Here is a 24,171-nt window from a genome sequence, read left to right on the forward strand (position 1 = left end):
CTAGAATAGGGCCCATGGTGCCCTTGGAAACCTTAAAGGCCTGGCTCCTCGAGGACCTCGGCCACGGGGACCTCACCACGGCCCTCACGGTGCCGGAGGACCTCATGGGCGAGGCCGTCATCCTCGCCAAGGAGGAGGGGGTCTTGGCCGGGCTTCCCGTGGCTAGGGAGGTCTTTACCCTAGTAGACCACCGCATCGCCTTCACGCCCCTGGTGGAGGAGGGGACGAAGGTGGACCCCGGCCACGAGGTGGCCCGCCTCGAGGGTCCCCTAAGGGGCATCCTGGCCGGGGAACGTCTTGCCCTAAACCTCCTCCAGCGCCTTTCCGGCATCGCTACCCTCACCCGAGCCTACGTGGAGGCCCTGAAGGGCACCAAGGCCCAGGTCCTGGACACCCGCAAGACCACCCCGGGGCTGAGGGCCCTGGAGAAGTACGCGGTGCGGGTGGGGGAAGGGAAAAACCACCGCTTTGGACTCTTTGACGGCATCCTCATCAAGGAAAACCACATCCGGGCCGCAGGGGGCGTGGCCCAGGCGGTGCGCAAGGCCAAGGCAAAAGCCCCCCACTACCTCAAGGTGGAGGTGGAGGTGACCCGCCTGGCTGAGCTGGAAGAGGCCTTGGAGGCGGGGGCAGACCTGATCCTTTTGGATAACTTCTCCTTGGAGGAGATGCGCGAGGCGGTGCGCCGGGTGGGGGGACGGGTTCCCCTCGAGGCCAGCGGCAACATGACCTTAGAAAGAGCCCGGGCGGCGGCCGAGGCTGGGGTGGACTATGTGAGCGTGGGGGCCCTGACCCACTCCGCCAAGGCCTTGGACCTCTCCCTTCTGGTGGTGCAGCCCTGATGGCATGGTGTGCTACCGTATAGGCATGGTGCGGACCCAGGTGCAGCTCACCGAGGAGCAAGCCCGGCGCCTGAGAGCCCTGGCCCGGGAGGAGGGGGTATCCCTGGCGGAGATGGTACGGCGGGCGGTGGAAGGCTATCTCCAAGAGAAGGAGAATGGGGGCTTTGCCGAGCGGGCAGAGAGGGCCTTAGCCGCAGTGGGCCGGTTCGCCTCGGGCCTTAGGGACGTGAGCCAGGAGCACGACCGCTACCTGGCCATGGAGTGAGGAGAACCTTGGCGGTCTTCGTGGACACCTCAGCCCTCTACGCCCTTTTGGACCGGGACGACGCCCATCACGAAGAGGCCGCGGAAGCGTTTCGCCGCCTTCTTGCCGACCGGGTGCGCCTGGTAACCCATAGCTATGTGGTGGTGGAAAGCGTGGCCCTGGTGCAAAGGCGGCTGGGCCTCGAGGCCGTGCGGGCCCTCTGCCACGACCTTTTGGGGGTGGTCCTGAGCATCCCGGTGGATGGGGATCTACACCAGGTAGCCCTAACCGCCCTGCTGGCCTCTGGGCGAAAGGACATCAGCCTGGTGGACTGGACCAGCTTCTTCTTCATGCAAGGAAAAGGCTTGCGGAAAGCCTTAGCCTTTGACGAGCACTTTTGGGAACAGGGCTTTAGCCCAGCAAGAGCGTGAACATGGAACGGGAGGCGCTTAGAGAAGAGGTGCTCCGCCTTAAAGCGGAGCGGCAGGCGGTCATTCTGGCCCATTCCTACCAACTTCCCGAGGTGCAGGAGGTGGCGGACTTCGTGGGGGACTCCTTGGGCCTGGCCCGGGAGGCCCAGCGAACCCGGGCCAAGGTCATCGTCTTCGCCGGGGTGCACTTTATGGCGGAGACCGCCGCCATCTTGAATCCGGAAAAGACCGTCCTCCTCCCCGATCTGGAGGCGGGCTGCTCCTTGGCGGACAGCATCCGGCCCGAGGACATCCGGGCCTGGAAGGAAGCCCATCCCCACGGGATCGTGGTGGCCTACGTGAACACCAAGGCCGAGGTGAAGGCCCTGGCGGACGTCTGCGTCACCAGCGCCAACGCGGTGGAGGTGGTGGCGCGGCTACCGGAGGGGAGGCCCATCTTCTTCGTGCCCGACATGTTCCTGGGGGCCCATGTGGCCCGGGCAACGGGAAGGAGGCTGGACCTTTTCCCCGGGGAATGCCACGTGCATGCGGGAATCCGGGAGGAGCACCTGAAGGCCCTTATGGAGGCCCATCCAGGGGCGGAGTTCATGATCCACCCGGAGTGCGGTTGTGGCTCCAGTTGCCTCTTCCTCAAACCCGATGCCAAGATGCTCTCCACCGAGGGGATGGTGCGCCACGCCAAAAAGGCCGAGGCCAAGGAGTTCGTGGTGGCCACGGAGGTGGGCATCCTCCACCGCCTCGCTAAGGAAGCCCCGGGGAAGACCTTCATCCCGGTGAAGCCGGACGCCATCTGCGAGTACATGAAGAAGATAACCCTAAAGAAGGTCTACTGGTCCTTGAAGGAGATGCGCCACGTGATCCGGGTGCCCGAGGAGGTGGCCAAGAAGGCCAGGAGGGCCCTCGAGGCCATGGTGGCGGTGGGTTGATGCCAAGGGTTGACCTCCTCATCCTGGGAGCCGGGGTGGCTGGGGTATACGCCGCCTTGGCGGCGGAGGAAAGGGGGGCCAAGGTCCTCCTCTTGAGCAAGGACCCCTTGCCTTCCGGCTCCACCCCCTGGGCCCAAGGGGGGGTGGCCTTTCCCCTTGACGAGGAGGACCTGGAGGCCCATCTCCGGGATACCCTAAGGGCGGGCCGGGGCCTGGTGGAGGAGGCCGTGGCCCGCTCCATCCTCCAGGAAGCCCCCCGCCACCTGGAGAAGCTTCTTTCCCTGGGGCTTCCCTTCCATCCCGAACCCACCCGGGAAGGCGGGCACTCCAGGGCCCGGGTGCGGCACTTGGGCGGGGATAAAAGCGGCCTCCTTCTCCTTAAGGGCTTGCTTTCCCGGCTAAGGGCTCAGGTCCTCGAGGGGTACATGGCGGTGAGCCTCTTGGTGGGCGAGGGGCGGGTGGCGGGGGCCTTGGTCCTTTCGCCCCACGGCTCGGGTCAGCCCGGTAGGGCTAACCTTGTGGAGGTGCGGGCCGGGGCGGTGCTCCTCGCCACCGGGGGCCTCTCGAGGCTTTTCCCCGTGACCACCAACCCCCCCTCGTCCACGGGGGACGGGATGGCCTTGGCCTACCGGGCGGGGGCTACCTTGAGGGATTTGGAGTTCGTCCAGTTCCATCCCACGGCCCTCCCCGATGGCAGCCTGGTGAGCGAGGCCTGCCGGGGGGAGGGGGCCCTCCTCCTCAACGCCCATGGGGAGCGGTTCATGCCCCGCTACGATCCCTTGGCCGAGCTGGCCCCCCGGGACGTGGTGGCCCGCTTCACGCACTGGGAGCGGGAGAGAACCGGGGCCGTTTACCTGGACCTGAGGCCCATCCCCCACCTGGAACGCCGTTTTCCCACGGTGGTGGCCCAAGCCCGGGCCTTGGGGTTGGACCCCTTGAAGGAGCCTGTGCCCGTGGCCCCGGCGGCCCACTACGCCATGGGGGGTGTGAAGACCGACCTTCAAGGCTTTACCGGGATCCCCGGCCTTTATGTCGCTGGGGAGGTGGCCTCCACGGGCTTCCACGGAGCCAACCGCCTGGCCTCCAATAGCCTTCTGGAGGGCCTGGTGATGGGAGAAAGGGCGGCCTTGGCGGCCCTCGAGGACCTGGCCTACCCCAAGGCCTTGGAACCCTTACCCGCTTACCTCCTTGATCCCGTGCACCTTAAGGCGCTACAAGACCGCATGGGCCAGGCGGCGGGGGTGGTGCGCCGGGGAAAGGACCTGGCCCAGGCCTTAGCCCATGTGGCCCATCTACCCCTAGAGGAGGTAACCCCAGGCGCGCTGGAAAGGTCCGGGTGGGGGGCCCACCTGCGCCAGGCCTTGGAAGCTTCGAATCTCGCCCTCCTTGGCCGGCTTCTCCTCAGGATGGCCCTGCTGCGGGAGGAAAGCCGCGGGGCCCACTTCCGCGAGGACTTCCCCCAGGAAGGGAAGGAAGCCTACCATCTGGAGGCACAAGGTTCAGAGCTCCGCCGGGTCCCGACGGTGGTATAATGCCCTTGGAGGTTCTTTATGAAAGGGCACCCGGACGTGATCCAGAGCCTTCAGGAAAGGCTTTCCGAGGAACTGGCCGCCATCTTGCAATACATGGTCCATGCGGAGATGGCGGAGAACTGGGGCTTTAAAGCCCTGGCCCGCCACCTCAAGGCCCACGCCATCACCGAGATGCGCCATGCGGAGAGGCACATCGAGCGCATCCTTTTCCTGGAGGGTTTTCCGGAGGTGAGCCGGATCGGGGAGATCCGGATCGGCAAAAGCGTGGAGGAGATCCTCTTCAAGGACTACGAGGGGGAGCTTCAGGCGGTGAAGGGCTACAACGAAACCATGAACCTGGCCCAAAGCCTGGGGGATAACGGCACCCGGGACATGGTGGCGGAGATCCTCAAGGACGAGGAAGGCCACGTGGACTGGCTGGAGGCCCAGCGGGAACTCCTGAACCAGATGGGGTTGCCCAACTACCTCCAGTACCTGGCCGGGGAAGCGGAATAGGCTCCGTAAAGGGGTTCGGGCTCACGGGCACGCCAGATCGCCCTCGGCCCCGAAACCTCAGCCCACGGGGACCTTGAGGTTCCTGCGGGCCCAGCGGTCTATGGCGGCGATGACCGCCTCCAGCTCCCGCCCGGCCTCGGTGAGGCCGTACCGGGTGCGGGGGGGCATGAAGGATTCCACCTTCTTTTCCACCACGCCGAGATCCACCAGGTGCTCCAGGCGTTGGGAAAGGGTAGCGGGGTTTACCCCCCCGATGGCCCGGGACAGCTCGTTGAACCCCTTGGGGCCTTCCAGGAGAGCCCTGATGATGTGCAGGGTCCACTTCTCCTGGAGGAGGTTCAAGGCGGCATAGACAGGGCAGAAGGCCGGTTCGCGCTCGGCCATACCCCCATGGTAGCACAGGTTAAGAGCAAGCTCCAAAATGTGTTTACCCGGAGGGCAAAGCATCCGTGGGCTTTCGGGCCACCAGGGTAAGGAGGGTATAGGCGGCCACGGTTTGGCCCTCCTGGTTCACCACCTCCACCGCCCACTCCACCACCCCGGATTTCTCGTCCCTGGGCCGCTTGGCCTTCACCGTGAGCCGGGCTTGCAAGGTATCCCCGATGCCCACGGGTTCGGTGAAGCGCAGGCCCTCGAGGCCGTAGTTGGCCAGGACTGGACCCGGGGCTGGATCCACGAAGAGCCCCGCCGCAGCGGAGAGGACGAAGTATCCGTGGGCCACCCGCTTCCCGAAAAGGCTCTTTTGGGCGGCGATCTCGTCGGTGTGGGCGTAGAAGTGGTCCCAGGAAAGGTGGGCGAAGAGGGCGATGTCCGCCTCCGTGACCGTGCGGCGATGGGTCCAGAGGGTTTCCCCAACCTCCAGTTCCTCGTAGTGCTTGCGGAAGGGGTGGGTGCTGGCGGGTTTTTCCGCTCCCCTGGCGTACTCCCCGGTGAGAGCCTGCAGGGTGTGGGGATCGGCCTGGAGGGCCAGGCGGGCCAGGTGCCGCTTTACGGAAAGAAGCCCTCCCAGCTCCTCCCCGCCCCCTGCCCGTCCGGGTCCCCCGTGGAGGAGGCGGGGCAAGGGGGAGCCGTGGCCGGTGGAGCTATGGGCGTTGAAGCGGTTCAGAATGTGGAGCCGGCCCACCTCTCCGGAAAGCCCAAGGAGGTAGAAGCGGGCCTCCTCGGGATCGGGGGTGGCCAGGGTGGCCGCCAGCATCCCTCCTCCCAACCGGGCCAGGCGCAGGGCTTCCTCCCGGTCCCGGTAGGGAAAGAAGGTAGCCACCGGGCCGAAGGGTTCCACCTGGTGGAGGGTTTCCGCCCAGGGATCCTCCGCCAGGAGCAGGGTAGGGGGAAAGAAGGCGCCATCCCGCCTGCCCGGGTGCTGCCAGTACACCCTGGCCCCGGCGGCCAGGAGGGCTTCCACGGCCCTTTCCACCTCCTCCTTTTGCCCTAAGGAGGCCAGGGGCCCCAGGTCCACGCCCTCCTCCCTGGGGTCGCCCAGCTTAAGGCCCTCCAGGTGCTTACGGGTGGCCTCGAGGAGGACCTCGAGGCGGCCTTGGGGTACCAGGACCCGGCGGATGGCCGTGCACCGCTGCCCGGTTTTGATGGAAAGCTCCTGGGCGATCTCCCGGGCCAGCCTCTCCACCTCCTCCTCCCCTACCTTTTCCCCCAGGATGGCGGCGTTTAGGGAGTCGGTTTCGGCATTGAAGAGAACGCCCCGCTCCAGAAAGGCGGGGTGGCGCCTTAACCGGTCTGCCGTGGCCTTGGAACCCGTGAAGTAGACGCTATCCCGGTGGTCCAGGGCCTCCAGGGCATCCCCCAGGCTTCCCGCCACGAACTGGAGGCTTCCCTCCGGCAGAAGCCCGGACTCCACCATGAGGCGCACCAACCCCTCGGCCACGTGGGCGGTGGGGGTGGCCGGCTTGGCCAGGGTGGGCACCCCCGCCAGGAAGGCAGGGGCGAACTTCTCCAAAAGGCCCCAGACCGGGAAGTTGAAGGCGTTGATCTGAACCGTGATCCCGCCCTTGGGACCCAGAAGGTGCCTTCCCTGGAAGGAAAAGTCCTTGCTTAAGGGAAGGCTTTCCTCCTCGGGAAGGAGGTTTCCCTCGGGAAGCGTCCGGGCCAGGGAGCTGTAGGTGAAGAGTACCCCAATACCCCCGTCCACGTCGTACCAGGCATCCCGACGGGTGCCCCCGGTGGTGGCGTAGAGCCGGTAGAGTTCCTCCTTCCGCTCGGAAAGGTACTGTGCCAGGGCCCGAAGCCTTCGGCCCCGCTCCTGGAAGCCCATGGCAAGGAGGGCCTTCCCCCCTACCTCCCTTCCCCAGGCCACCGCCTCCTTGAGGGGCAGGCCCTCCGAGGTCACGTGGCCCAGCACCTCGAGGGTGGCGGCATCCTGCACCGGCACCCCTTCTCCTGCGCCCGTCAACCATTGGCCCATGAGGTAGCTTTTTACCTTCAAGGTGTCCTCCTTGAAACCGATCTGTGTTCGCTCTAGGTCTTCCAGGAAAAAGGCCCGGTACGCCTCCTAGTCCCGGGCCTTATGTTTCCTCTTCAGACGGTCTTAAAGGCCTCAAAAACCTCCCCGCAGGCAGCGCACTGGTAGAGCATCTTGCACAGGGTGGCCCCGAAGGTGTTCTTGAGGACCACCTCCCGGCTTCCGCACCGGGGGCAGGGGGGATCCTTCCCCGCCAGGGGGAGGGGAAGGGGTGGGGCCACGCCGTAACCCAGAAGCTTCCTTCGGGCTTCCTCGGCCATGTCCTCGGTGCTCCAGGGGGTCCTGGCCTCCACCACCTCCACCTCCTTGGCTCCTGCCTCCCGCAGGGCCTTTTCGATCTCCTCGCGGATGAGCCGTAGGGCAGGGCAGCCGGAAAAGGTGGGGCGGAAGCGGACCCTGACCTTTTCCCCTTCCGCCTCCACCCCCAGGACCATCCCCATCTCCACGATGTTGAGGACGGGGATCTCCGGGTCCTTAACCCCTTTTAGGGCTTCCCAGTACCGCTCTACCATGCCTTGGCCTCCGGGTCCCAGCGGGCCACGGACTGCATCTCCGCCAGGAGGGACCAGAAGTACTCCGTGTGCTCCTGGCGGCTTTTGGGCACGTACCCTCCCTCAGGTGGCCTTAGGCCCGAGCGCACCAGGTGGGCGGTCACCTCCTCCAGGTAGGGGGCTTCAAGGGCCTTGAGATCCGGTACCACCCCTGCCTCCACCAGGGCCTCGTCCCCGGGGAGAGGCTGGAAGAGCTGGCGCACGTAGGGGAAGAGGGTTTCCAGGGCCTCCTGCGTCCGGTGGTGGGATTCCTCCGTGCCCTGGCCCAGGCGCTCCACCCAGAGGGAAGAGTGCTTCAGGTGGAACCTTTCCTCCTTCAGGATGCGGCTTGCCGCCTCGGCCAGGGGGGCGTAGACGCTCCGGGTTGCCTCCTTCAGCCAGAGGTTCTCGTAGGCGTCAAAGAGGTACTGCCGCACCATGGTGAAGGCCCAGTCCCCCTTGGGGAGCTCCACCAGGACGGCGTTTTGGAACTCCAGGGGATCGCGGAAGTAGACCAGGCGGTCGGGGTCGGAGCCGTCCAGCTCCTGCCGGAGCTCCAACCAGACCTTGGCATGGCCCAGCTCGTCTTGGGCCAGGTTGGCGATGGCGATATCCTCCTCGAGGATGGGGGCATGCCCCACCCACTCGGAAAGCCGCTGGGCCAGGACCACCTCATCGTCGGCCCAGGCGGTGAGCCGGGCCACCAGGGCGTCCTTCAGGTAGGCCTCAATCATTCTCCACCCCCTTGGCGGTGATGAGCCCGTAGTAGCTTTGCAGCCGGTAGGTCTTCTCCTTGGCCGGGGCAAACCAGCTTTCCACCACTTCCTCCGTGGGCTCGGTCCCCACCACCAAGCGCTCGGGAACCGCCCAGAAGGCCACCCCCTGGGCCTGCAGGAGGGCTTGGGCTATGGCATCCTCCGGGCCTTGCGCCAGGAAGCGGCCCACCAGGTCCCCGTAGACCATGCTCCGGCGGTGGCTCCGCTTGGCGAAGACCCAGTAAGGTTCTTCGCTTCCTCCCTCCCTCCTGGTGGGCTTCAGATCCTTTAGGCCCTCCTGGGAAACGTGAAAGAAGGCCTCGGCCGGGGCCACGAAGAGGGCGTAGGCGGCGGGGCGCCGCACGAACACGTGCCGGGCCACCAAGAGGGCGTGCTCCGGGTCAGCGGCGTGTACCGAACCCACCATCTGCGGGGGGCCATGCTTGGTGTCCTGCTTGATCACCTCAAACCGGGGCCACTCGGTTCCCCACATGGTGCCCTCCTAATCCGCGGCCTGGGCCAGGCGGCGCTTGCCGTAGGCCTCGAGGGCCTCCCGCACCCAGCGTCCCTCCTCGTGGGCCCTCCTTCTGGCCATGAGCCGGTGCCGGTTCATGGGGCCTTCCCCGTTGATCACCTTCCAGAAGTCGTCCCAGGGGATGGGCCCGTGGATCCAGTTGCCCGTCTTCTCGTCGTAGCGGAGGTCGGGGTCGGGGATGGTGAGCCCAGCGTCCAAGAGTTCCGGGACGTGTTCGTTCAGGAACTCCTGGCGCACCTGGTCGTTGGTCTTGGTCTTGATGCCCCACCGCAGAAGGAGGGGGGTGTGGGGGGAGTCGGTGTCGTGGGGCCCGGCCATCATCAGGGTGGGCCACCACCAGCGGTTCAGGGCATCCTGCACCATCTGGCGCTGCTTCTTGGAGCCCCTGGCGTAGAGGAGGACGGCCTCCTTCCCCTGCTTGTGGTGGAAGGTTTCCTCGGCGCAGATGCGCACCATGGCCCGGGAGTAGGGCCCGTAGGAGCACTGGGCCAGCATGGTCTGGTTCTTGATGGCCATCCCGTCCACCAGCCAGCCGATGATGCCCACATCCGCCCAGGTGAGGGTGGGGTAGTTGAAGATGTTGGAGTACTTGGCCTTGCCGGAAAGAAGGGCTTCCACCATCTCCTCCCGGGTGATCCCCAGGGTTTCGGCGGCGTGGTAGAGGTACTGCCCGTGCCCGGCCTCGTCCTGAACCTTGGCCAGCAGGATGAGCTTCCGCCGGATGGAAGGAGCCCGGGTGATCCAGGCACCCTCGGGAAGCATCCCCACCCACTCGCTATGGGCGTGCTGGGAGATCATACGGATGAGCTGGCGCCGGTACTCGGCGGGCATCCAGTCCCCGGGCTCGATCTTTTCCCCCCGGGCAATACGGGCCTCAAACTCCTCTAGCCTCTCCTGGTAGTCGGGATCCTCTGGGTAGCCGAGCTTAAGCTTAACCATCCTCGCCTCCTTTCTCCTCATTAGCCTCTACGCCCAAAGCCCTCAGGATGAGGGTGGCGTAGGCTTCCGAAAGTTCTTCCAAGGAAAGGGGCCCTTCGGGCCGGTACCACTGGTAGGTCCAGTTCAGGGCGGAAAGGACAAAGAGGGTGGCCAGGCGGAGGTTTTCCACCTGGAAAACTCCTTGTTCCATTCCCTCCTGGATCACCGCCTGGACGCCTTCCTCGTAACGGCGCCTTAAGGCCTTGGCCTCCTCCAGAAGGGGAGGGGAGAGGTGTTTCCACTCGTGGAAGAAGACCGTGGCCCGGGGCAGCTCCTGGGCGATGACCTCGAGGTGGCCCCGTACCAAGCCCTTCAGCTTGGCCACGGGGTCGCCCTTAAGTCCCTCCAGAACTTTAAGGAAGCGCTCGGCGGCCTGGCGCACCACCTCAAGGAGGAGCTCCTCCTTGGAGGTAATGTGGGCGTATAGGCTTCCCCCCTGGAGGTTTAGGTGCTTGGCCAGCTCCCGCATGCTGGTGGCGTGGTAGCCCCGCTGGCTGAAGAGGTGGCCTGCTATGGTGAGGATTTGCTCGCGCCGCTCCATGGCTAACGGTCGTTTGTTAGGGTAGCACACCTGAGGCGAAGGGACAAGTGTCCCGCATCACCTTTTGCGGGTCCCGGTAGGTCAAGGGGGGCCTAGCCGGCTTCCGAGTCCAGGAAGGCCGTGAAGGTTTCCAGCTTGCTGGGTCCCAGGAAAGCCTCCTTGGGAAGGGTGCCGCTTCGGGCGTGGCCTTCGCGGAACTCCGGGCTTTCCGTCCAGGCCCGGAAGGCGGCCTCGCTTTCCCAGAAGGTCATCACCACATAGGGGTCTCCTGGGTTCTTTGGACGAAGGACCAGGTTCCGGATGAAGCCCGGCATGCGGTCCACCAGGCGGGCCCGGGTGCGGAAGGCCTCCTCGAACTGGTCGGCGTACTCGGGTTTGACGGGGATGCGGTTCATCACCACAAACATGGGTACCTCCTACGGGAGTCAGTGTACCCGGCTTAAAGCTCGGGCAACCTCGAGGCCGCCTCCCTGAGCCGTTCCCTCGAGGCGTGCAGGTAGATCTGGGTAGTGGCGATGGACTCGTGGCCCAGAAGGTCCTTTACGGCATCCAGCTCCACGCCGTTTTCCACCAGCAGGGTGGCGTAGGCGTGGCGGAGCTTGTGCGGGGTGAAGCGCCTGGGGTCCAGGCCCGCCCTCAGGGCCGCCTCCCGGAACCTGGCCTCCACGTACCGGGCGGAAGGAACACTGCCCCGGTGCCTTCCATGAGTAAACGTGAAAATACTCACATTACCCTGGGGTGGCCCCAACTCTAAAAGAACTTCCCGGGCGGTCCTGGAAAGGGGCACCAGCCTTTCCTTGTTCCCCTTACCCACCACCCGGATGGCCACGGGAACCGAGCCCTCGAGGATCACGTTCCGGCCCTTCAGGGAAAGGGCCTCGGAGATGCGAAGCCCCGTGCCGTAGAGGAACCGGGCCAGGCGGCTGAGGAGCCTGGCCTCCTTTTCGGCTTCCAGGGCCTCGAGGAAACGCCTGAGCTCCTCCGGAGCGGGGTGCAGGGGAAGCCTGCGCCCGGCCTTGGGGCGGCCTATGCCCTCCGTGGGGTCGGACACGGCCTCTCCCTTGACCTGGGACAGGTAGCGGTAGTAGCTGCGGAGGGCCGCCAGGAACCCCTGCACCCTCCTTGGGGCCCAACGCTCCTTGAGGAGGAGCGCCCGGACCGCCTCGGGGCCCGGGGTGAAACCCTCTTCCTGGAGGAAGCGAAACCAGAGGGCCAGGTCCTGAAGGTAGCGGCGCACCCCCCTGGGGGAGTATCCCCGCTCCAAAAGGAGGTATTCGGCATAGGGGGCCAGGGGTTGAAGGGCCTTCTCGGGCTTTTTAATGCCGATGGATTTCCAAATAAGAGCGGGTTCCACGGGGGTAGTATAACATATGCGCGAAATGTACCTTTCGCGAACGAGCGAGCTCACTTGGGCGGGGAGCTGAGTGGCCTCCCTCGGTTGCTTCCCTGCAGTTTTCCAGAGCTCCTTCCCGCTAGTACAACCCGCACCCGTCAAGCATCCTCGCAGTCCAGAGGCGTACAGAATGATGCCCCCGGGTAGCAAGAGCAACCCCCTCTACGGGCCTTCGCCCAAAAGGGACCGGCCGGATCACGACCCTGCGTTCCGCAGGAGCGCCATCGGCGTAAACTCCGCCCCCAGCACGACCCTGGGGTCGGCGCCAATCCACTGCAGGGCCGTGGCGTACACATGGCGGAAGTCTGTTCGGTACTTGAGGGCATTCAGGCTGAGGTCCTCGAGGTCCGGTTCGTCCCCATAGAGCCCCCCGTTTACCCCGGGCCCCAGGGCCAGCATCAGCCCTCCCTCGCCGTGGTCCGTGCCCAGAGAGGCGTTCTCGGCCACCTGGCGGCCGAACTCGCTGAAGATCAGGATCAGCACGTCCCCGCCCCGTCCTATGGCCCGGAGGTCTTCCCGCAAGGCCGCCAGCCCTTGGGCCAACTGCCCCAGAAGCTCCTCATGGCGGGGTGGCTGGTTGGCATGGGTGTCCCATCCGCCCAGGGTGGTGTAGTAGACGCTGCTCTCCAGGCCCCCTGCGATCATCCGGGCGATATCCGCCAGGCTCCGGCCGAAGGCACCCTCCGGGTACTGGGCCCGGTTCTTCACCGTGCGCAGCCGGCCCACGCGGTCCAGCGCCCCCCGGAGGGAAAGCATCGCCCGCCGAACCTCCTCCGCCGTGCCCTGGCGCGGGCGGCGGGCCTCCTCCTCAAAGGCACGCTGGAGGGCCGGGGTGAGCCGCAGGGTGAAGGCATCGATGCTGGCGATGGCCGGGGCGGTACCCCGCTCGCCCCTGAGGGCCAGGGGGGCGGCACCCCCCAGGAAGGTTTCGCAGAAGGGGTCCTCCTGCCCGTCCGCCCAGCGGCCCAGCCAGCCGGTCTGGGCCCGCCGATCAGGGTTAGCGGTGTGCCAGATGGCCGTGGAGATGAAGTGGCTGCGGTTGGGGTTGGGGTACCCCACCTGGGGTATGAGGGCCAGCTCCCCCTTTTCCCACATGGCCATCAAGGGTCGCAAGGCCGGGTGCAGCCCCAGCCATTTGCCCCGCACCCCGAGATCCAGCACCTCTTTCCCCTTCAGGGCCAGGTTGGGCCTGAGGCGATGGTAGAGCTCGTTGCGGTAGGGCACCAGGGTGTTGAGCTGATCGTTGCCCCCGAAGAGATTGACCACCACCAGGATCCTTCCCCGGGTTTGGGCGGCCAGGGCAGTACGCACCAACAGGGAGGGTGCCCCTTGGCCCAGGGCCAGGGCAAGCAGGGATTTTCGCAAAAACTCGCGCCGATCCATCCTCCACCCCTACAAGAGCTGGGCTTCCGGCTTCACCAGATCCGCCAGTACCTTTCCGCCCTCCATGAAGACGGAAAGATCCAGGCTCTTCTCCTGGTTGGCCACCGCGGAGATCAGGTTGAGCCGTGCCAAATAGGGCGTTTCCGCCAGCCAGGCGGGGCCCCCCTCCCACCCCGCCACCGTGGGGGGATCGAAGGGGATCTGGCCCATGGCAGCCAGGGCCTGGTACACCCCCTTCCCTAACGAGGAGTCCGCGGGCAATTCCCTGATCCCGGCGGCGTAAAGGAGCCCCACCAGGTATTCCAGAGGGCCTTTGATCAAGCTATTCCGGAACGAAGGATGGTAAAAGGCCTCGTGGGTGAAAAGCCACCGCAGGAAACCCCTCGTTCCTTCCGATCGCAGAACCCTCGCCCCCTCCTCCACCATAGCCTCCGGGGGCTCCGGGGAAAGATAAAACCGGAGAAGCTTTCGGGAGAGGAAGCGGTAGGTCTGAGGGTGGGCGATAAGCACCTCCAGCACCTCTTCCCCACCCTCAACCCTCTGGCCCAGGAAGGTTTTCGGCCCCGGGTCGTGCCAGGCGGGCCGGACGGTGAACTCCCACGGCACGTTGGCGTCGGCCTCGCGCGGGTTCAGGCCCCCCTTCAGGCGTACAGTCCAGCCGGTAAAGGCCCGGGCCGCCTCGAGGATGTCCGCCTCGGAATAGTGGCCGGGGCCCAGGGTGTAGAGCTCCAGAAGCTCGCGGGCCCAGTTCTGGTTCGGGTGCTCCTTGCGGCTTTCCGCATTGTTCAGGTACAGGAGCATGACGGGATCCCGGGCCACCGCCTTAAGGAGGTCGCCAAAAGTCCCGTACCCTAGCCGCCGGAACATCGCAAACTGATTCCAAAAGTCAACGCCCTGGGCCCCCATGGTGGCTTGGAAGGCGGAGGTGAAATGGCCGTGCCAAAAGAGCACAAGCCGTTCCGCAGCTGGGGTGGGTGTGGTGAGCCAGTGCTCGATCCAGAGCAGGCTGATCTCGCGGTGTTGCTGGGACCGCTGGTTGCGGGCGAAGCGGGTGGCGTAGGGGGGTGCGGGGGCAGGGTCCCTAAGGAGACGATCCACCGCCTCCTCGAGGCCCATGGCCGAAAGCTCCTCCGCTTCCTCCCGGGTCCCCCGGGCCGCTGCCCGGCGCAATAGGTGTTGGGCGTCCGATAAGGAGAGGGGCCGGGACATGTTCTGCCTCCTACTGCCTACTTTAACCCTGGCCCCTGAAGGCCAAATGAAAGCGTGGATGATCCGGGCTTCACTCAGGCATTGCCCGGCAGGGCGCTCCCACGGTTCTTTTTCACGAGCTGATAACGAACGGTCTTCAAACTCCCTTAGTCCCAGGTTCCCTTACCGGGTTCACACCCTGGGTGCCTCGAGGGAAGCCCTGCGTGGTAGGCCTGCTCTCCTGACCGGGAGAGCGCTGGGAATAGGAGTGGCTAGAGGCCCTTTTCCTTCCCTACCCACAGGAGCAGATGGAATATCTTTCACTGTGGAGAGAGGCGAGGCTCTCATCCTAGTGGGACCCAACGGGGCGGGCAAGACCAGCGTGAAATGTCGTTTGGGGTTGCGATATCCTACCTCCTCATCCGAAGGGCAGCCCTACAAACTCGATGGTATAGATCCGGGCAACCTTCGTAGCCCGCCTCATTTCGCCAGGGGTAGGCGGGCCGGCGGAAGGAGGCAGAACCCTCCACTCCGCCGGCCAGCCTATAGCCCCGCACAAAGCGCTCAAAGCCCCAGTGGACGGTGATCGTCACCCAGCGGCCCCCTCACTCTTTTATGCGGGGCATTCCTTTGGGGACGGGCTTGGGGGCAGGGCAGTTCCCCAGGTGCTCCTGGTGGGATACGAAGTAGGCGTGGATGTCGTAGTGGGGAACCTCGTAGCCCTCATGGCCCTTGGGCAAGAACTCCAGGTCCACATGGTCTACAGCATGGCCCGTCAAGGGCTTCAGCGCCTCGGTCCAGGATTTGCCAGCGGCAAAGTCGGCCTGGGAAACCATGATCTCCACGAACACCACCTTCTCCTTCATGACCCCATAGATAGGTCCGAAGGGAAGGTTTTGCGGCTGAGCCCAGTGCTCACCCATGCCCGGTACACATGAACCTACCGGAACCGTGCCTTCTGGCAACCCCAGGACTTTGGCGTGTTCCGCCGGAGGATGCGCCCACACAACCGCCAATACTCCCAATAGCCCAACTACCCATCCGAGAACTGCCATTCTAGCCATCGCTTACCTCCTTACCCAGCTGGCAATCCAGCCAGGCAGGGTCAAGTTAGCAAGGGTAGGATGACCGAAGCGTGACGGGGACGGGTTCAAGGGGCTCCTGAACCGATTGACTCCTTAGCCTCCATGCGTGCCCTTTTGGCAACATGTCTGGGCCGATAGCGCACACCTTGTGCTCCGATGCGCACTTCAGCCAGGGGTTTGGCCTCCGCCGGGTAAACCGGGCCGCCCCAGCTTTGACCCGCCTCCATCCCCGCTCAAAGGGCGGCCAAGGTGCATTACATCGATGCCTGCACCCATGACCGCCCCATCGACGGTCAAGCCGCCACCCTCGAAATCTTGTTACACACCCGACTGCGCCGCAAAGCGCACCGGGGCAACGTCGCATATTGGGCAACGCTGTTCATCGAATGGCGCCCTGGATTTAGGCCATGCGGGGGACCGTCTGAAGGAGTCACCAACCTAACCTTTGACGTAGGAGAACTTCTCCGCTACCTTCCCATCCCGCACACGAAACACATCCACGCCGCGCAGATACCAGGGCCTTCCTTCTTTTGTCTTTCTGTAAATCCATCGAACAACACAGCGATCAGCGACAGCAAACATCTCTTCAACCTCAAAGTGCGCATCTGGGTTGGCCGCAAAGAATCGCTCCCACACAGATCGGACGGCCGCCTGGCCCTCATAGCGTGCGCCATCCGGGGGTGGGTAGGTGTTTTCGAACACACAGTCCTCGGTCATGGCTGCCATCACCGCATCAACGTCGTGCCTATTGATGGCGTCGTTGAAGCGCTGAACCGCCTCGAGGGTGATCTCGGTCAGCGTTTCTTCGGGCACGTCGGCGGGCATCTTGACGATATCTGCCAGCTCGATCAACACGTTCGCTTCATCACCCACTACCCAGGCGTCATGCCCAGGATGCATGATCGCCACGTCCCCCGGACCGAATTCCATCTCGGTACCGTCATCCATCCGGACCCGTTGCCGTCCTGCGAGAAAGATCTTCACATGGAACCGCTGGCAGCTGTTGCCACCCACGACCGGTTTCACGTGCCTGGACCACTGCCAGCCCGGCGCAAGGGTTTCACGGTAGAATGGCAGCCCCCCGACAGTGATCACGTCAATCTTGCCTTTTTCGAACGGCCGCCGGGTTTCATCTGGGGTGTCGAAGCTCTTGCCCGTGATCTTCTCGACTTTCTCTTCCATGTGTATCCTCCTTAAGCTAGACTGGCCCGACAACTACGGCGATGTGCCGCCTTTTTCTTCCCTCCGTGCCCTACCCAGCGGTCAACCCAGCCGGGTAAAGCTAGCCTAGGTAGCCCAAGATGACTCGAGGATGACAGGTTCAGGAGGACTCGATGCGAAGACCAAGTCAAGCTCCTCGAGGCTTCCGTGTAAGACTGGGCAGTGGGGAGTGTGTGCTACGATAACTGCATACCGGGGTAGGAAATGTACAAGTTGCCAGACCAAACCGTGGGCAAGAGGATGATGCTGGAGGTCTCCGGCCCCGTGCTGGGCCTCGGGTTCCGGCTTCCCATGGAGAATCTGGACCGGTACACCAAGAACTACCGGGCGCACAACCCCCAGGAGCCCGCTGCCTTCGGCGAGTTCATCGAGCAGATTCCTCTGGGCGGCCCCGTTTCCGGGGTCGGGGTGGTGTTGAGGGATCTGGGTCGGGGACCCCAAGGGGGCCGTACCGTGGAGGCGCTGGTTTACACAGAAAACTCCTTTGAAGGGGCACGGGCCGAGGCCCTCGAGGCCCTCCTCGCCTACGCGGTGACCCGCACCGCCGAGGCCAGCTCCTACCTCCTCATGGAGGTGCTGCCCCAGGAAGAGGTGGAAAGGATCCGCCGCCTCTTTCGGGAGGAAAGGGAGGAGGAGCTTATGGACCTCATGGAAGCCCTCTTCCAGAAGCACGGCCTCAGCGTCTAAGCCCAATCCTCTTCAGGCCGCCCAGGGTTAAAGCCCAGCCAGCAGACCACGGAGGTGCAGGCGAAGCTGGCATCTTCCGGGTGGGCCGCAAGGAGAGCGTGGGGCTTACCCTCCAGGAAGTGGCGGGCCAGGGCGGTCCTGCCGATCCGACCTCCTCCCGGTGCAGACCACCGCCTGGGACTTCAATCGCCCTTCCTGTGCCTCAAGGGGACCTGCCCACACCAGGAGCGTGTTCCTGGTCGGCAATAGCCCCGAAGTCTCCCCGTGGGGTGGTCGCACAAGGGACTCACTCCTGCGGTTAAGCTCCGCCAGGAATGATCGTGGCGCAGGCCCCTCCAGGGACGGATTACCCTGGAGGTAATCCGTTCAGTACCAGAGGTGAGGACGACAAGCCTGAGCTGGCCTACAGCTCAAGTGCGTACGTTTCCGAATCCACGCGTGTCACGGTTTTATGCGTCCTAGAGCCTTCTTCGCAAGCTTAATGGCCATATCCTTGTTTTGTACCGAGATCATCAGGAGCCCTCCCTTGAATTTGCAGACGAAAAATCCGTAGGTGGGGGACCAAACGGCCCCATCGCCAAGTCCCTTGATGGTTTCGCTCTTCGGCATGGAGGACCAGGAGTTCCACCGTTCCTGAACATCGCTCCGCGTGTAACCAACTGTAACGACCGGAATCTTCAGAATCTCGTCAAGGAGTTTCTCCTTGGTATAGTAGATGCAATTCCCGTACCCTGGCTGGACCTCCACAATATCGATCTTTTGGCCGATAACCTCCTCCACCTCCTCCTTGGTCACAAGATCACAGGCATTGCCCCCGCTACCGGCTTTGCCGAAAGGCAAGAGCACCGGGCACAGGCCTAACGCCAAAGCGACCACGAGCTTTCCTTTCATGCTTCGCACCTCCCGTTATCCCAGACCGGAGCGCGCTCCGAAAATCTCCAAAGCGGCGACCCTAAGCCTGAAAGCCAATGCCTTAAACCTTCCCATCCACCACCCCCTTAGCGGATCCGCCCCGTTGCCAGCTTCGCCAGATGGATGGACAGCTCCTTCTGGTTAGCCCTGAACCCATGGTCGATGACGAGGAGCCCGCCCTTGACCCAGACGTACAGGAGTGCGTTGTCTATCCAATAGGCCTCCTCGCCCAGGCCACGGAGGGCCTCCCCGGAATAAAAGGTCGTGCGCACGTTGCTTTTAACTCCCCGGAGTGGTTGCAGGGCTCCCGGGTCCCGCCGGTAGGAGACGGAAACGGCGCACCCACTTGGAAGCACCCGCAGCGCGCCGAAAAAACGACCCAACCTGCGTCAAATGGTCTTTCCTATGCAGCTTCCTCACCTCCAGAACCAGCGTGCCTCATGATCCGTCAAAGGTCCGTCAACACCGGGTGGAAGGCCTGACAGCCTTCCGGTCGAGGTGGCACGGCCTCCGGGCGGCCAGGGTTGCACCTGGGGTCCTCGAGGTCCCTTGCCCTTTCTCTTCTGGTTGCGTCCTACCCGAGGCAACCCGAGGGCCGTGAGACTCCTATAGGCTGATGTGAGATGAGCAATGCCGCGGGACTACCGTCGGGGAACGAGAGTGGCTTCTTCTGGATCGCCAGAGGGTTTCCAGAACACGCCCCCTCGAGGAAGCGGATAGCCTGACAGGTCCTCGGGGGAACTCGGTGATGGGGCCGTTCTTTGCCCCGAGGCAAGGTACCGGCTACGCCCGTCACCAGGGAGGAGAAAGGAAGCCTTAGCGGAGGCTGGAAAAGCCTCACATGGAGGAGAAGGGTAGAGTACAAAATCGGGGCGTAAGCCCGGTGGCCCTACTTTCTAACTTGTGATCGGAGGCAGCTGAGCACAGCCTTCCACGTGCGTCGATTGGATTCCCAGTGGAGCTCCGACTCCACGGCGGAGATGGGCACCCACTTCCAGTCGTCATGCTCCTCAGGGGCAATACGAATGGCGGTTTCAGAAACCTCCACCCAATACAGATCTTTCCGGATGACCTGATGGGGTAGCTGAACCTCCCAGTGCCCGGGAACCTGGTGGAGATCCTCGGCCCGTACCCTCAGGGATGTTTCCTGATAGACCTCCCGAACACAAGCTACGTGCGAGGTTTCACCCTCCTTGATTCCTCCCGTAACAGGTTGCCAGAAGCCGCCCGGGATATCAGGCTCCCCCACCACGTGTAAGAGAAGAATGGCACCCTCTGCTCCCACCCTGCCACAAATGATCCAGCACTCTATGCTATGCCGGATGGGTTTGCTCGCCATGTGACTTGGTCCTTCGATAGTATTCTAGCCCAAACCCCTACCCATTTCCGCCAGAACCCAGGACGCTGGAACAGGGCTTTGCCCGAGTCCCCCGGTAACCGCTGTACTAAACTAGCTCCCTTGTGCAAGCGTGCAACCGCGGGCACCGACAACTCCGCGGCACGCTTCGTAATTTCCGCCCCAAGCCTTATGTCCTTCTAGCTCTTCCTTTGCGATCCCTTCCTTTTTTCAAGGACCGACAACAATCTGGAACGCCATGTAGGGATGGAGCGCTTGCAGTAAACCGAATATTCCCGAGGGAGGGCAAAGGTGTAACGGAAACGCTCACCCGGGGCTAAGACCCCACTATCGAAGAGGCCCCCACTTTCCGTGGCGGTATGGGGATACCGACCCTGATTGGCAAAGACCACGGTGGTTCCCGGAGGAATCCGCAGCGTGTCCGGCCGAAAGGCAAGATCCTCTATCAATACCACCACCTCCCGAGAGGGAGGGGCATGAGGCTCCAAGTCCGCTGAGGGCACTCCTTCCCGGGGAAAGCAGCCTGCCACAACAAGGGCGAGGCTTAGGACCGCCAACCTCACAAAAAGACCACATCCCCCATGAGGGCAGGTCCGAACACGGAGACAAACTGGAGGCTTCCCTGGAACTGGTGGATGGCCCCGGCGGGTACCAGGACCAGGCTCCCCGGTCCCACCCTCTTACGGGTTAACTCCACCTGGGCCACTCCCTCCCCAGCGACCACGTAAATCTGCTCGTCCTTGGACCGGTGGTAGTGCCAGGGCTGGCCCAGGCGCGTGGCCACCGCCACCACGGTTCCCAGGGGAGCATTGGCCAAGGGAGTGGCAGCAAAAGGGCGGTCCTGCGGGATCTCGGGGGGTCGATAGTCCAGAATCAGAGGCGTGCCCTCGTTGGGGCCGGAGCCTGCCTGAACAAAGACCACATCCCCCATGAGCTTTGGGCTGAAACGGGAGAGGATGTCCATCTGCCCCACGAAGGCGTGGGCGGTCATAGGGGGTATCACCACCAGTTGGCCGGGACGAAGGGTGGCCTCCCTGCCTCCCACCACGAGACGTCCCTCCCCCTGGAGCACCAGGGCCACCTCCAGCCTCTCCCGGTGGTAATGGAGGGGTTGTTCCGTGCGGGTGCGGATTAGAACCGAAGTGCCCAAGGGGGTTTCCCCCAAACCCTTGACCCCAAAAGGGCGATCCGGGGCAACCGCTACGTCCGCTGCAAGTTCCGGATAACGCCGGAAGATGGGCTCCCCAGTAGCCCGGCCCAGGGCCAGGCCGCGGCCCAGGATCCAAAGCGCCGTGCTGCCCACCACCCTTAACGCTTCCCTTCGCCTCATATCGTAACCTCCCACCTGGGTATATCCCCTATTGGGGTCGTTTGGATTCCTGGCCCCCTACCTGACCCTCACCCGAACCGTGTGGTAGCCGCTCGCCCCCTCAGGCAAGGGTTCCCGGTCCACGGGATCCTGGACCCGTCCACCCACCTCCACGGCCCGCACCTTTAGGGTGTAGTTGCCCTGGAGGGGCCTCCAGGGCAAAGCCCATAGCTGCCAGGCAAACTGGCCGTGGGGTGGCTTGAGCTCGGCCCTTTGCCACGTAAGGCCCCCATCCGTGGAGATCTCTACCCGTTCCAGCGGACGCCCGCCCGCATAGGCCACCCCGGCGACAAGCACCTCTTCCCCCTCCTTCAGTTGCGCGCCAGGTCTGGGGACGTCGATCCGGCTTAGGGTGCGGATCACTGCTTGCCGGCTCCAACCCCGCTGGGCCCAGTAGCCCACCTCTTCCCTCTCCAGCACCAGGATACGCGTAAGCCACTTGGGTTGTTTCATCCCATACCGGCCAGGCAGGATCAGGCGCGTCGGGTAGCCATGGCGGGGCTCAAGCTCCTCATCGTTGATGGCGTAGGCGATCAGGGCCTGAGCGGGAAGCTCCACTAGGGGCAGGGATTCCCGGTACCCATCCGCAGCCTCAAAGACCAGCCATCTGGCCTGAGGCTTCATACCAGCCCTGTCCAGCAGGAACTTTAGGGGCACCCCCGTCCACCGGGCGCAACCGATGAGATCACCCCCAACCGGGTTGGAGATGCAGACCAGGGTGTTCCAAAGGTGGCTGGCAGGCAGGGACTTTAGCTCCTCCAGGCCGAGCTTAAGGGGCTTTTCCACAAGTCCGCCCACCTCTAGGCTGTAGGGCCTCCCCTTAAGGTTGGGGTTGAAGATGGCGGGATTTTTGGACACGATGTAGAGTTTTCCCTGGGGCGTAACCTCCAGGGAGAGGCCGGGAACCCTGTCCCACGCGATCCTAGAGGGTGTAGCAGACCGGGCCTTGGCCCCTTGTCTCCCGTTCCTGGTAGCCAGCACGCCCAGTACCGCCAAGAGCTTTCGGCGGCTAACCCCTCCCCTGCCCCCTGCGGCTCTAAAGTGGGTTCGGCCTCGCTTCCTCCACCAAAAGAGCGCCAGCAGACCCGTGTAGATCAGTCCGGCAAGCCATCCGCTCAGCAGGAGATAGAGCACCAGGGCGGTCGGGAGGGCCACACGGCCCCGAGTCCGCCAAAGCCAGGTCAATGCCATGTGCAGGAAAAGCCAGAGCCCCACCGTGCCGAAAAAGGCCAGGTTCTTGCCCAACTCCCCGTAGCCGAAGACCCTGTGAGCGAACTGGAACACGCTCGGGACCCCAAGCCAGAAGGTGATCCAGCCGTACAGGTTGAGCAAGGGATGGCTTAGACCCCACCCCTGGTACAAACCCCAGCCGATGGCCGCCAGTCCTGCTCCCGTCAAGGCACCCCGGACCACGTCCTTCCCAACCATGTTCCCCCCTCCTCCCTCCCCCAAAAAGTTAAAGTTGAGCCCTCCCCACCGATGGGGTGGTGGGTGATGGACTTCCACCAGGGGGTTCCACGGAAACGCCCAGCCAGCTGCCTTCCGGCAGGGGAACCCCAACCTCCAGCATCCGGCCCGGCGTGGTTCCCAGGCTCTTGCGTCCCTCCCCCTGGATCCACCACGCCTGATACACCCGGCCCGGAGGAGGCGGCTTCTTAAGGTAGAGCACCACTCCCCCGTCCGCAGTGCGCAAGGCCCATCCCGTCTGGTACCCTGCGGGATCCACCAGGGGCATAAGCCTTGCCCCGGGTTGGGAAGAAAGGGCCATGAAACGCCTCCAGGCCAGGATGTCTTGGTACTTGGGATACGCCCAAAGGGCTACCAGACCCAGAAGGGCTCCTCCTAAAACCAACAGGAAGGCGCGGCGTTGCGCGCGGAAACGGGAAGGCAGCGATGCTGGAGCGGATGTCCTGAGGCGTTCCTTGAGCTCCTGCTCCCATTCCACCGGTACAGGCAAGGGTTCCTGGGACTGGGCCAGGTGGGCGAGGGCCTCGAGGTGGCGCCGGTAGGTCTCGCGGCAAGAAGAGCACCGCCGGATATGGGCCATAAGGTTCTTCCGCTGAGCTTCGGGAAGGGTATCCAGGGCCAGGGCAATCAAGCTATCCGGGTCCGGATGGATCATCTCAACTCCACCTCCAGCTTTTTCAAGGCCCGCCGCAGGCGGCTTTTCACCGTGCCCAGGGGCCAGCCCAGGATCAGGGCCAGATCGCTGTGGCTGTAGCCGTAGAAGTAGGCCAGCTCCAAGAGCCTCCGCTCCTCGCCATCCAGAGCCTCCAGGGCCCTAGCCACCCGGATTCGGTCAAGGTGTTCCTCCGTGCCCACGCTCTCCACAGGAGCATCCCAGTCCTCGAGGGGAAGGGTATCCGGGCGCCGCTTCAGGGCCTTTAGGGCCAAGCGGTGAGCGATGGTGAGGATCCAGGTACGGGGCGTTCCCAGCTCGGGGTCAAAGTACTCGGCCTTGTTCCAGATGCGCAAGAACGTTTCCTGGACGACGTTTTTAGCCTCGTCTTTATCCCTAAGGATCCGCCTGGCCAAAGCATGGACGTAGGAGGCATGGCGGCGGTACAGGGCCAGCAGGGCCTCCTCGTTCCCCAGGGTCACCTGCCGGAGGAGCTCCGCGTCCTCGGTATCCCCCATCATCTAGGTATACCCCTTCTTTCAGTACCTTGGATGTCGTTCCCACCCTTTTCCGGACAGCGCCTTCCGCTGAATGCCACGCCCCTTTCAGCCGCCAGGGGTTTAGGTGCCGCTAGGGTTGCCCCCTTCAGGACCCCAGCCTCACGGCTGGCAGGCGTTGCCTTATACTTCACCTCGTGCCCAGGTTCCTCGGAGAAGACCCGTGGGTGATGCACCGCCTCATCAGTGGCTGGAAGACCAGGGCCAGGGCATTTAAACGGGAAGTCAGCGCTCTCTACTTGGCCCTTCACCATCCCCGGCTACCCTGGCATGCTCGCCTCCTGGCCTCTTTGGTGGTGGCTTACGCCCTGAGCCCCGTTGACTTGATCCCTGACTTTGTGCCCATCCTAGGCCACCTCGATGACCTTGTGCTGATCCCTCTTGGAGTCGCCCTGGTACTCCACCTTATTCCCGAGGAAATTCTGCGAGAGGCCAGGGAGAAGGCCGAAAAGTTAGATTCCCTTCCACGAAGCTGGCTAGCGGCCGCCGTCATCCTAGCCCTTTGGCTTGTCCTAACAGGCTATTTCGCCTGGGTGGGGATCCGTTACCTTCTGTGAATCCCTATCGGCATAGGCCTACCATCTCCAGACGGGCAGGGATCTACGGGGCCCGGTGACC

29 protein-coding genes are annotated in these 24,171 nt (G+C 64.0%); 9 read left to right on the plus strand and 20 right to left on the minus strand.

The window, feature by feature from the left end:
* Positions 1 to 14 precede the first annotated feature (14 nt).
* The 6 genes from nadC to bfr are packed head-to-tail and all read left to right on the plus strand — an operon-like array spanning position 15 to position 4,470.
* Positions 15 to 842 carry a carboxylating nicotinate-nucleotide diphosphorylase gene (gene nadC / locus AC27GT_RS11090; RefSeq protein ID WP_487224160.1) on the plus strand — a complete coding sequence of 276 codons (828 nt, stop codon included), beginning with the start codon at positions 15 to 17 and terminating at the stop codon, positions 840 to 842.
* Between the two features lie 25 nt (positions 843 to 867).
* Positions 868 to 1,107, plus strand: a complete 240-nt coding sequence (locus AC27GT_RS11095; RefSeq protein WP_015717122.1) for a ribbon-helix-helix domain-containing protein — start codon at positions 868 to 870, stop codon at positions 1,105 to 1,107.
* Positions 1,104 to 1,517, plus strand: a complete 414-nt coding sequence (locus tag AC27GT_RS11100) for a type II toxin-antitoxin system VapC family toxin (RefSeq protein WP_019550933.1) — start codon at positions 1,104 to 1,106, stop codon at positions 1,515 to 1,517. The genes AC27GT_RS11095 and AC27GT_RS11100 overlap by 4 nt, the downstream gene beginning before the upstream one ends.
* A gap of 2 nt (positions 1,518 to 1,519) precedes the next feature.
* The gene (nadA, locus tag AC27GT_RS11105; protein ID WP_015717120.1) at positions 1,520 to 2,443 is read left to right on the plus strand and encodes a quinolinate synthase NadA; all 924 of its coding nucleotides are present in this window, start codon (positions 1,520 to 1,522) and stop codon (positions 2,441 to 2,443) included.
* Entirely contained in the window at positions 2,443 to 3,975 is a 1,533-nt protein-coding gene (locus AC27GT_RS11110) for an L-aspartate oxidase (protein WP_015717119.1), read from the plus strand. The genes nadA and AC27GT_RS11110 overlap by 1 nt, the downstream gene beginning before the upstream one ends.
* A gap of 18 nt (positions 3,976 to 3,993) precedes the next feature.
* On the plus strand, positions 3,994 to 4,470 hold the full coding sequence (gene bfr, locus AC27GT_RS11115) for a bacterioferritin (RefSeq protein WP_015717118.1): 477 nt from the start codon (positions 3,994 to 3,996) through the stop codon (positions 4,468 to 4,470).
* Between the two features lie 57 nt (positions 4,471 to 4,527).
* On the opposite strand, the gene AC27GT_RS11120 is transcribed toward bfr, so the two are convergent.
* The 11 genes from AC27GT_RS11120 to AC27GT_RS11170 all read right to left on the minus strand — a co-directional run bounded on the left by AC27GT_RS11120 (position 4,528) and on the right by AC27GT_RS11170 (position 14,267).
* Complete coding sequence (locus AC27GT_RS11120; RefSeq protein ID WP_026329029.1) at positions 4,528 to 4,854, minus strand: winged helix-turn-helix transcriptional regulator; 327 nt, start codon at positions 4,852 to 4,854, stop codon at positions 4,528 to 4,530.
* Between the two features lie 43 nt (positions 4,855 to 4,897).
* On the minus strand, positions 4,898 to 6,907 hold the full coding sequence (gene paaZ, locus AC27GT_RS11125; protein WP_015717116.1) for a phenylacetic acid degradation bifunctional protein PaaZ: 2,010 nt from the start codon (positions 6,905 to 6,907) through the stop codon (positions 4,898 to 4,900).
* A 92-nt stretch (positions 6,908 to 6,999) separates the two neighbouring features.
* Positions 7,000 to 7,455, minus strand: coding sequence for a 1,2-phenylacetyl-CoA epoxidase subunit PaaD (gene paaD, locus AC27GT_RS11130; protein ID WP_015717115.1), 456 nt, complete (start codon positions 7,453 to 7,455; stop codon positions 7,000 to 7,002).
* Positions 7,449 to 8,207: a 1,2-phenylacetyl-CoA epoxidase subunit PaaC gene (gene paaC, locus AC27GT_RS11135; protein ID WP_487224161.1), complete on the minus strand. Its 759-nt coding sequence runs from the start codon at positions 8,205 to 8,207 to the stop codon at positions 7,449 to 7,451. Before paaC ends, paaD begins: the two co-directional genes overlap by 7 nt.
* Positions 8,200 to 8,721, minus strand: coding sequence for a phenylacetic acid degradation protein (locus AC27GT_RS11140; RefSeq protein WP_015717113.1), 522 nt, complete (start codon positions 8,719 to 8,721; stop codon positions 8,200 to 8,202). Before AC27GT_RS11140 ends, paaC begins: the two co-directional genes overlap by 8 nt.
* Positions 8,722 to 8,730: 9 nt before the next feature.
* The gene (gene paaA, locus AC27GT_RS11145) at positions 8,731 to 9,702 is read right to left on the minus strand and encodes a 1,2-phenylacetyl-CoA epoxidase subunit PaaA (protein WP_015717112.1); all 972 of its coding nucleotides are present in this window, start codon (positions 9,700 to 9,702) and stop codon (positions 8,731 to 8,733) included.
* Positions 9,695 to 10,282, minus strand: coding sequence for a TetR/AcrR family transcriptional regulator (locus AC27GT_RS11150; protein ID WP_015717111.1), 588 nt, complete (start codon positions 10,280 to 10,282; stop codon positions 9,695 to 9,697). Before AC27GT_RS11150 ends, paaA begins: the two co-directional genes overlap by 8 nt.
* Positions 10,283 to 10,374: 92 nt before the next feature.
* The gene (locus AC27GT_RS11155; protein ID WP_015717110.1) at positions 10,375 to 10,689 is read right to left on the minus strand and encodes an antibiotic biosynthesis monooxygenase family protein; all 315 of its coding nucleotides are present in this window, start codon (positions 10,687 to 10,689) and stop codon (positions 10,375 to 10,377) included.
* A gap of 32 nt (positions 10,690 to 10,721) precedes the next feature.
* Positions 10,722 to 11,636 (minus strand): tyrosine-type recombinase/integrase, encoded by a 915-nt coding sequence (locus tag AC27GT_RS11160; RefSeq protein ID WP_015717109.1) that lies wholly within the window; start codon positions 11,634 to 11,636, stop codon positions 10,722 to 10,724.
* Between the two features lie 234 nt (positions 11,637 to 11,870).
* Entirely contained in the window at positions 11,871 to 13,058 is a 1,188-nt protein-coding gene (locus AC27GT_RS11165; RefSeq protein WP_124105784.1) for a DUF1501 domain-containing protein, read from the minus strand.
* A 9-nt stretch (positions 13,059 to 13,067) separates the two neighbouring features.
* On the minus strand, positions 13,068 to 14,267 hold the full coding sequence (locus AC27GT_RS11170) for a DUF1800 domain-containing protein (RefSeq protein ID WP_487224162.1): 1,200 nt from the start codon (positions 14,265 to 14,267) through the stop codon (positions 13,068 to 13,070).
* A 58-nt stretch (positions 14,268 to 14,325) separates the two neighbouring features.
* Here AC27GT_RS11170 and AC27GT_RS11175 point away from each other — a divergent pair, with 58 nt between their 5' ends.
* A complete protein-coding gene (locus AC27GT_RS11175) occupies positions 14,326 to 14,832 on the plus strand; it encodes an ATP-binding cassette domain-containing protein (protein ID WP_487224183.1) in 507 nt (168 codons plus the stop codon).
* A gap of 19 nt (positions 14,833 to 14,851) precedes the next feature.
* Here AC27GT_RS11175 and AC27GT_RS11180 read toward each other — a convergent pair whose 3' ends face one another.
* Together AC27GT_RS11180 and AC27GT_RS11185 are read right to left on the minus strand one after the other, a co-directional pair.
* Positions 14,852 to 15,112: a hypothetical protein gene (locus AC27GT_RS11180; protein ID WP_487224163.1), complete on the minus strand. Its 261-nt coding sequence runs from the start codon at positions 15,110 to 15,112 to the stop codon at positions 14,852 to 14,854.
* A 657-nt stretch (positions 15,113 to 15,769) separates the two neighbouring features.
* Positions 15,770 to 16,513: a nuclear transport factor 2 family protein gene (locus AC27GT_RS11185; RefSeq protein WP_487224164.1), complete on the minus strand. Its 744-nt coding sequence runs from the start codon at positions 16,511 to 16,513 to the stop codon at positions 15,770 to 15,772.
* A gap of 243 nt (positions 16,514 to 16,756) precedes the next feature.
* Here AC27GT_RS11185 and AC27GT_RS11190 point away from each other — a divergent pair, with 243 nt between their 5' ends.
* Positions 16,757 to 17,239 (plus strand): hypothetical protein, encoded by a 483-nt coding sequence (locus AC27GT_RS11190; protein WP_487224165.1) that lies wholly within the window; start codon positions 16,757 to 16,759, stop codon positions 17,237 to 17,239.
* A 441-nt stretch (positions 17,240 to 17,680) separates the two neighbouring features.
* On the opposite strand, the gene AC27GT_RS11195 is transcribed toward AC27GT_RS11190, so the two are convergent.
* The 7 genes from AC27GT_RS11195 to AC27GT_RS11225 form a co-directional block, all read right to left on the minus strand.
* Entirely contained in the window at positions 17,681 to 18,130 is a 450-nt protein-coding gene (locus AC27GT_RS11195) for a hypothetical protein (protein WP_487224166.1), read from the minus strand.
* A gap of 107 nt (positions 18,131 to 18,237) precedes the next feature.
* Entirely contained in the window at positions 18,238 to 18,423 is a 186-nt protein-coding gene (locus tag AC27GT_RS11200) for a hypothetical protein (RefSeq protein WP_124105554.1), read from the minus strand.
* A gap of 617 nt (positions 18,424 to 19,040) precedes the next feature.
* Positions 19,041 to 19,490 carry an NUDIX domain-containing protein gene (locus tag AC27GT_RS11205; RefSeq protein ID WP_124105555.1) on the minus strand — a complete coding sequence of 150 codons (450 nt, stop codon included), beginning with the start codon at positions 19,488 to 19,490 and terminating at the stop codon, positions 19,041 to 19,043.
* A gap of 577 nt (positions 19,491 to 20,067) precedes the next feature.
* A complete protein-coding gene (locus AC27GT_RS11210; protein WP_126218401.1) occupies positions 20,068 to 20,838 on the minus strand; it encodes a cupin domain-containing protein in 771 nt (256 codons plus the stop codon).
* A gap of 57 nt (positions 20,839 to 20,895) precedes the next feature.
* Complete coding sequence (locus tag AC27GT_RS11215; RefSeq protein WP_124105557.1) at positions 20,896 to 22,305, minus strand: molybdopterin-dependent oxidoreductase; 1,410 nt, start codon at positions 22,303 to 22,305, stop codon at positions 20,896 to 20,898.
* A 28-nt stretch (positions 22,306 to 22,333) separates the two neighbouring features.
* On the minus strand, positions 22,334 to 22,999 hold the full coding sequence (locus tag AC27GT_RS11220; RefSeq protein ID WP_124105558.1) for an anti-sigma factor: 666 nt from the start codon (positions 22,997 to 22,999) through the stop codon (positions 22,334 to 22,336).
* Positions 22,996 to 23,514 (minus strand): sigma-70 family RNA polymerase sigma factor, encoded by a 519-nt coding sequence (locus AC27GT_RS11225; protein ID WP_252973388.1) that lies wholly within the window; start codon positions 23,512 to 23,514, stop codon positions 22,996 to 22,998. Before AC27GT_RS11225 ends, AC27GT_RS11220 begins: the two co-directional genes overlap by 4 nt.
* 209 nt (positions 23,515 to 23,723) lie before the next feature.
* Between AC27GT_RS11225 and AC27GT_RS11230 the strand changes: the two genes are divergently transcribed.
* Positions 23,724 to 24,110 (plus strand): YkvA family protein, encoded by a 387-nt coding sequence (locus tag AC27GT_RS11230; RefSeq protein ID WP_124105788.1) that lies wholly within the window; start codon positions 23,724 to 23,726, stop codon positions 24,108 to 24,110.
* The last annotated feature ends 61 nt before the right edge of the window (positions 24,111 to 24,171 follow it).

The sequence above is a fragment of the Thermus sp. KWY1 genome (genome assembly GCF_057547025.1).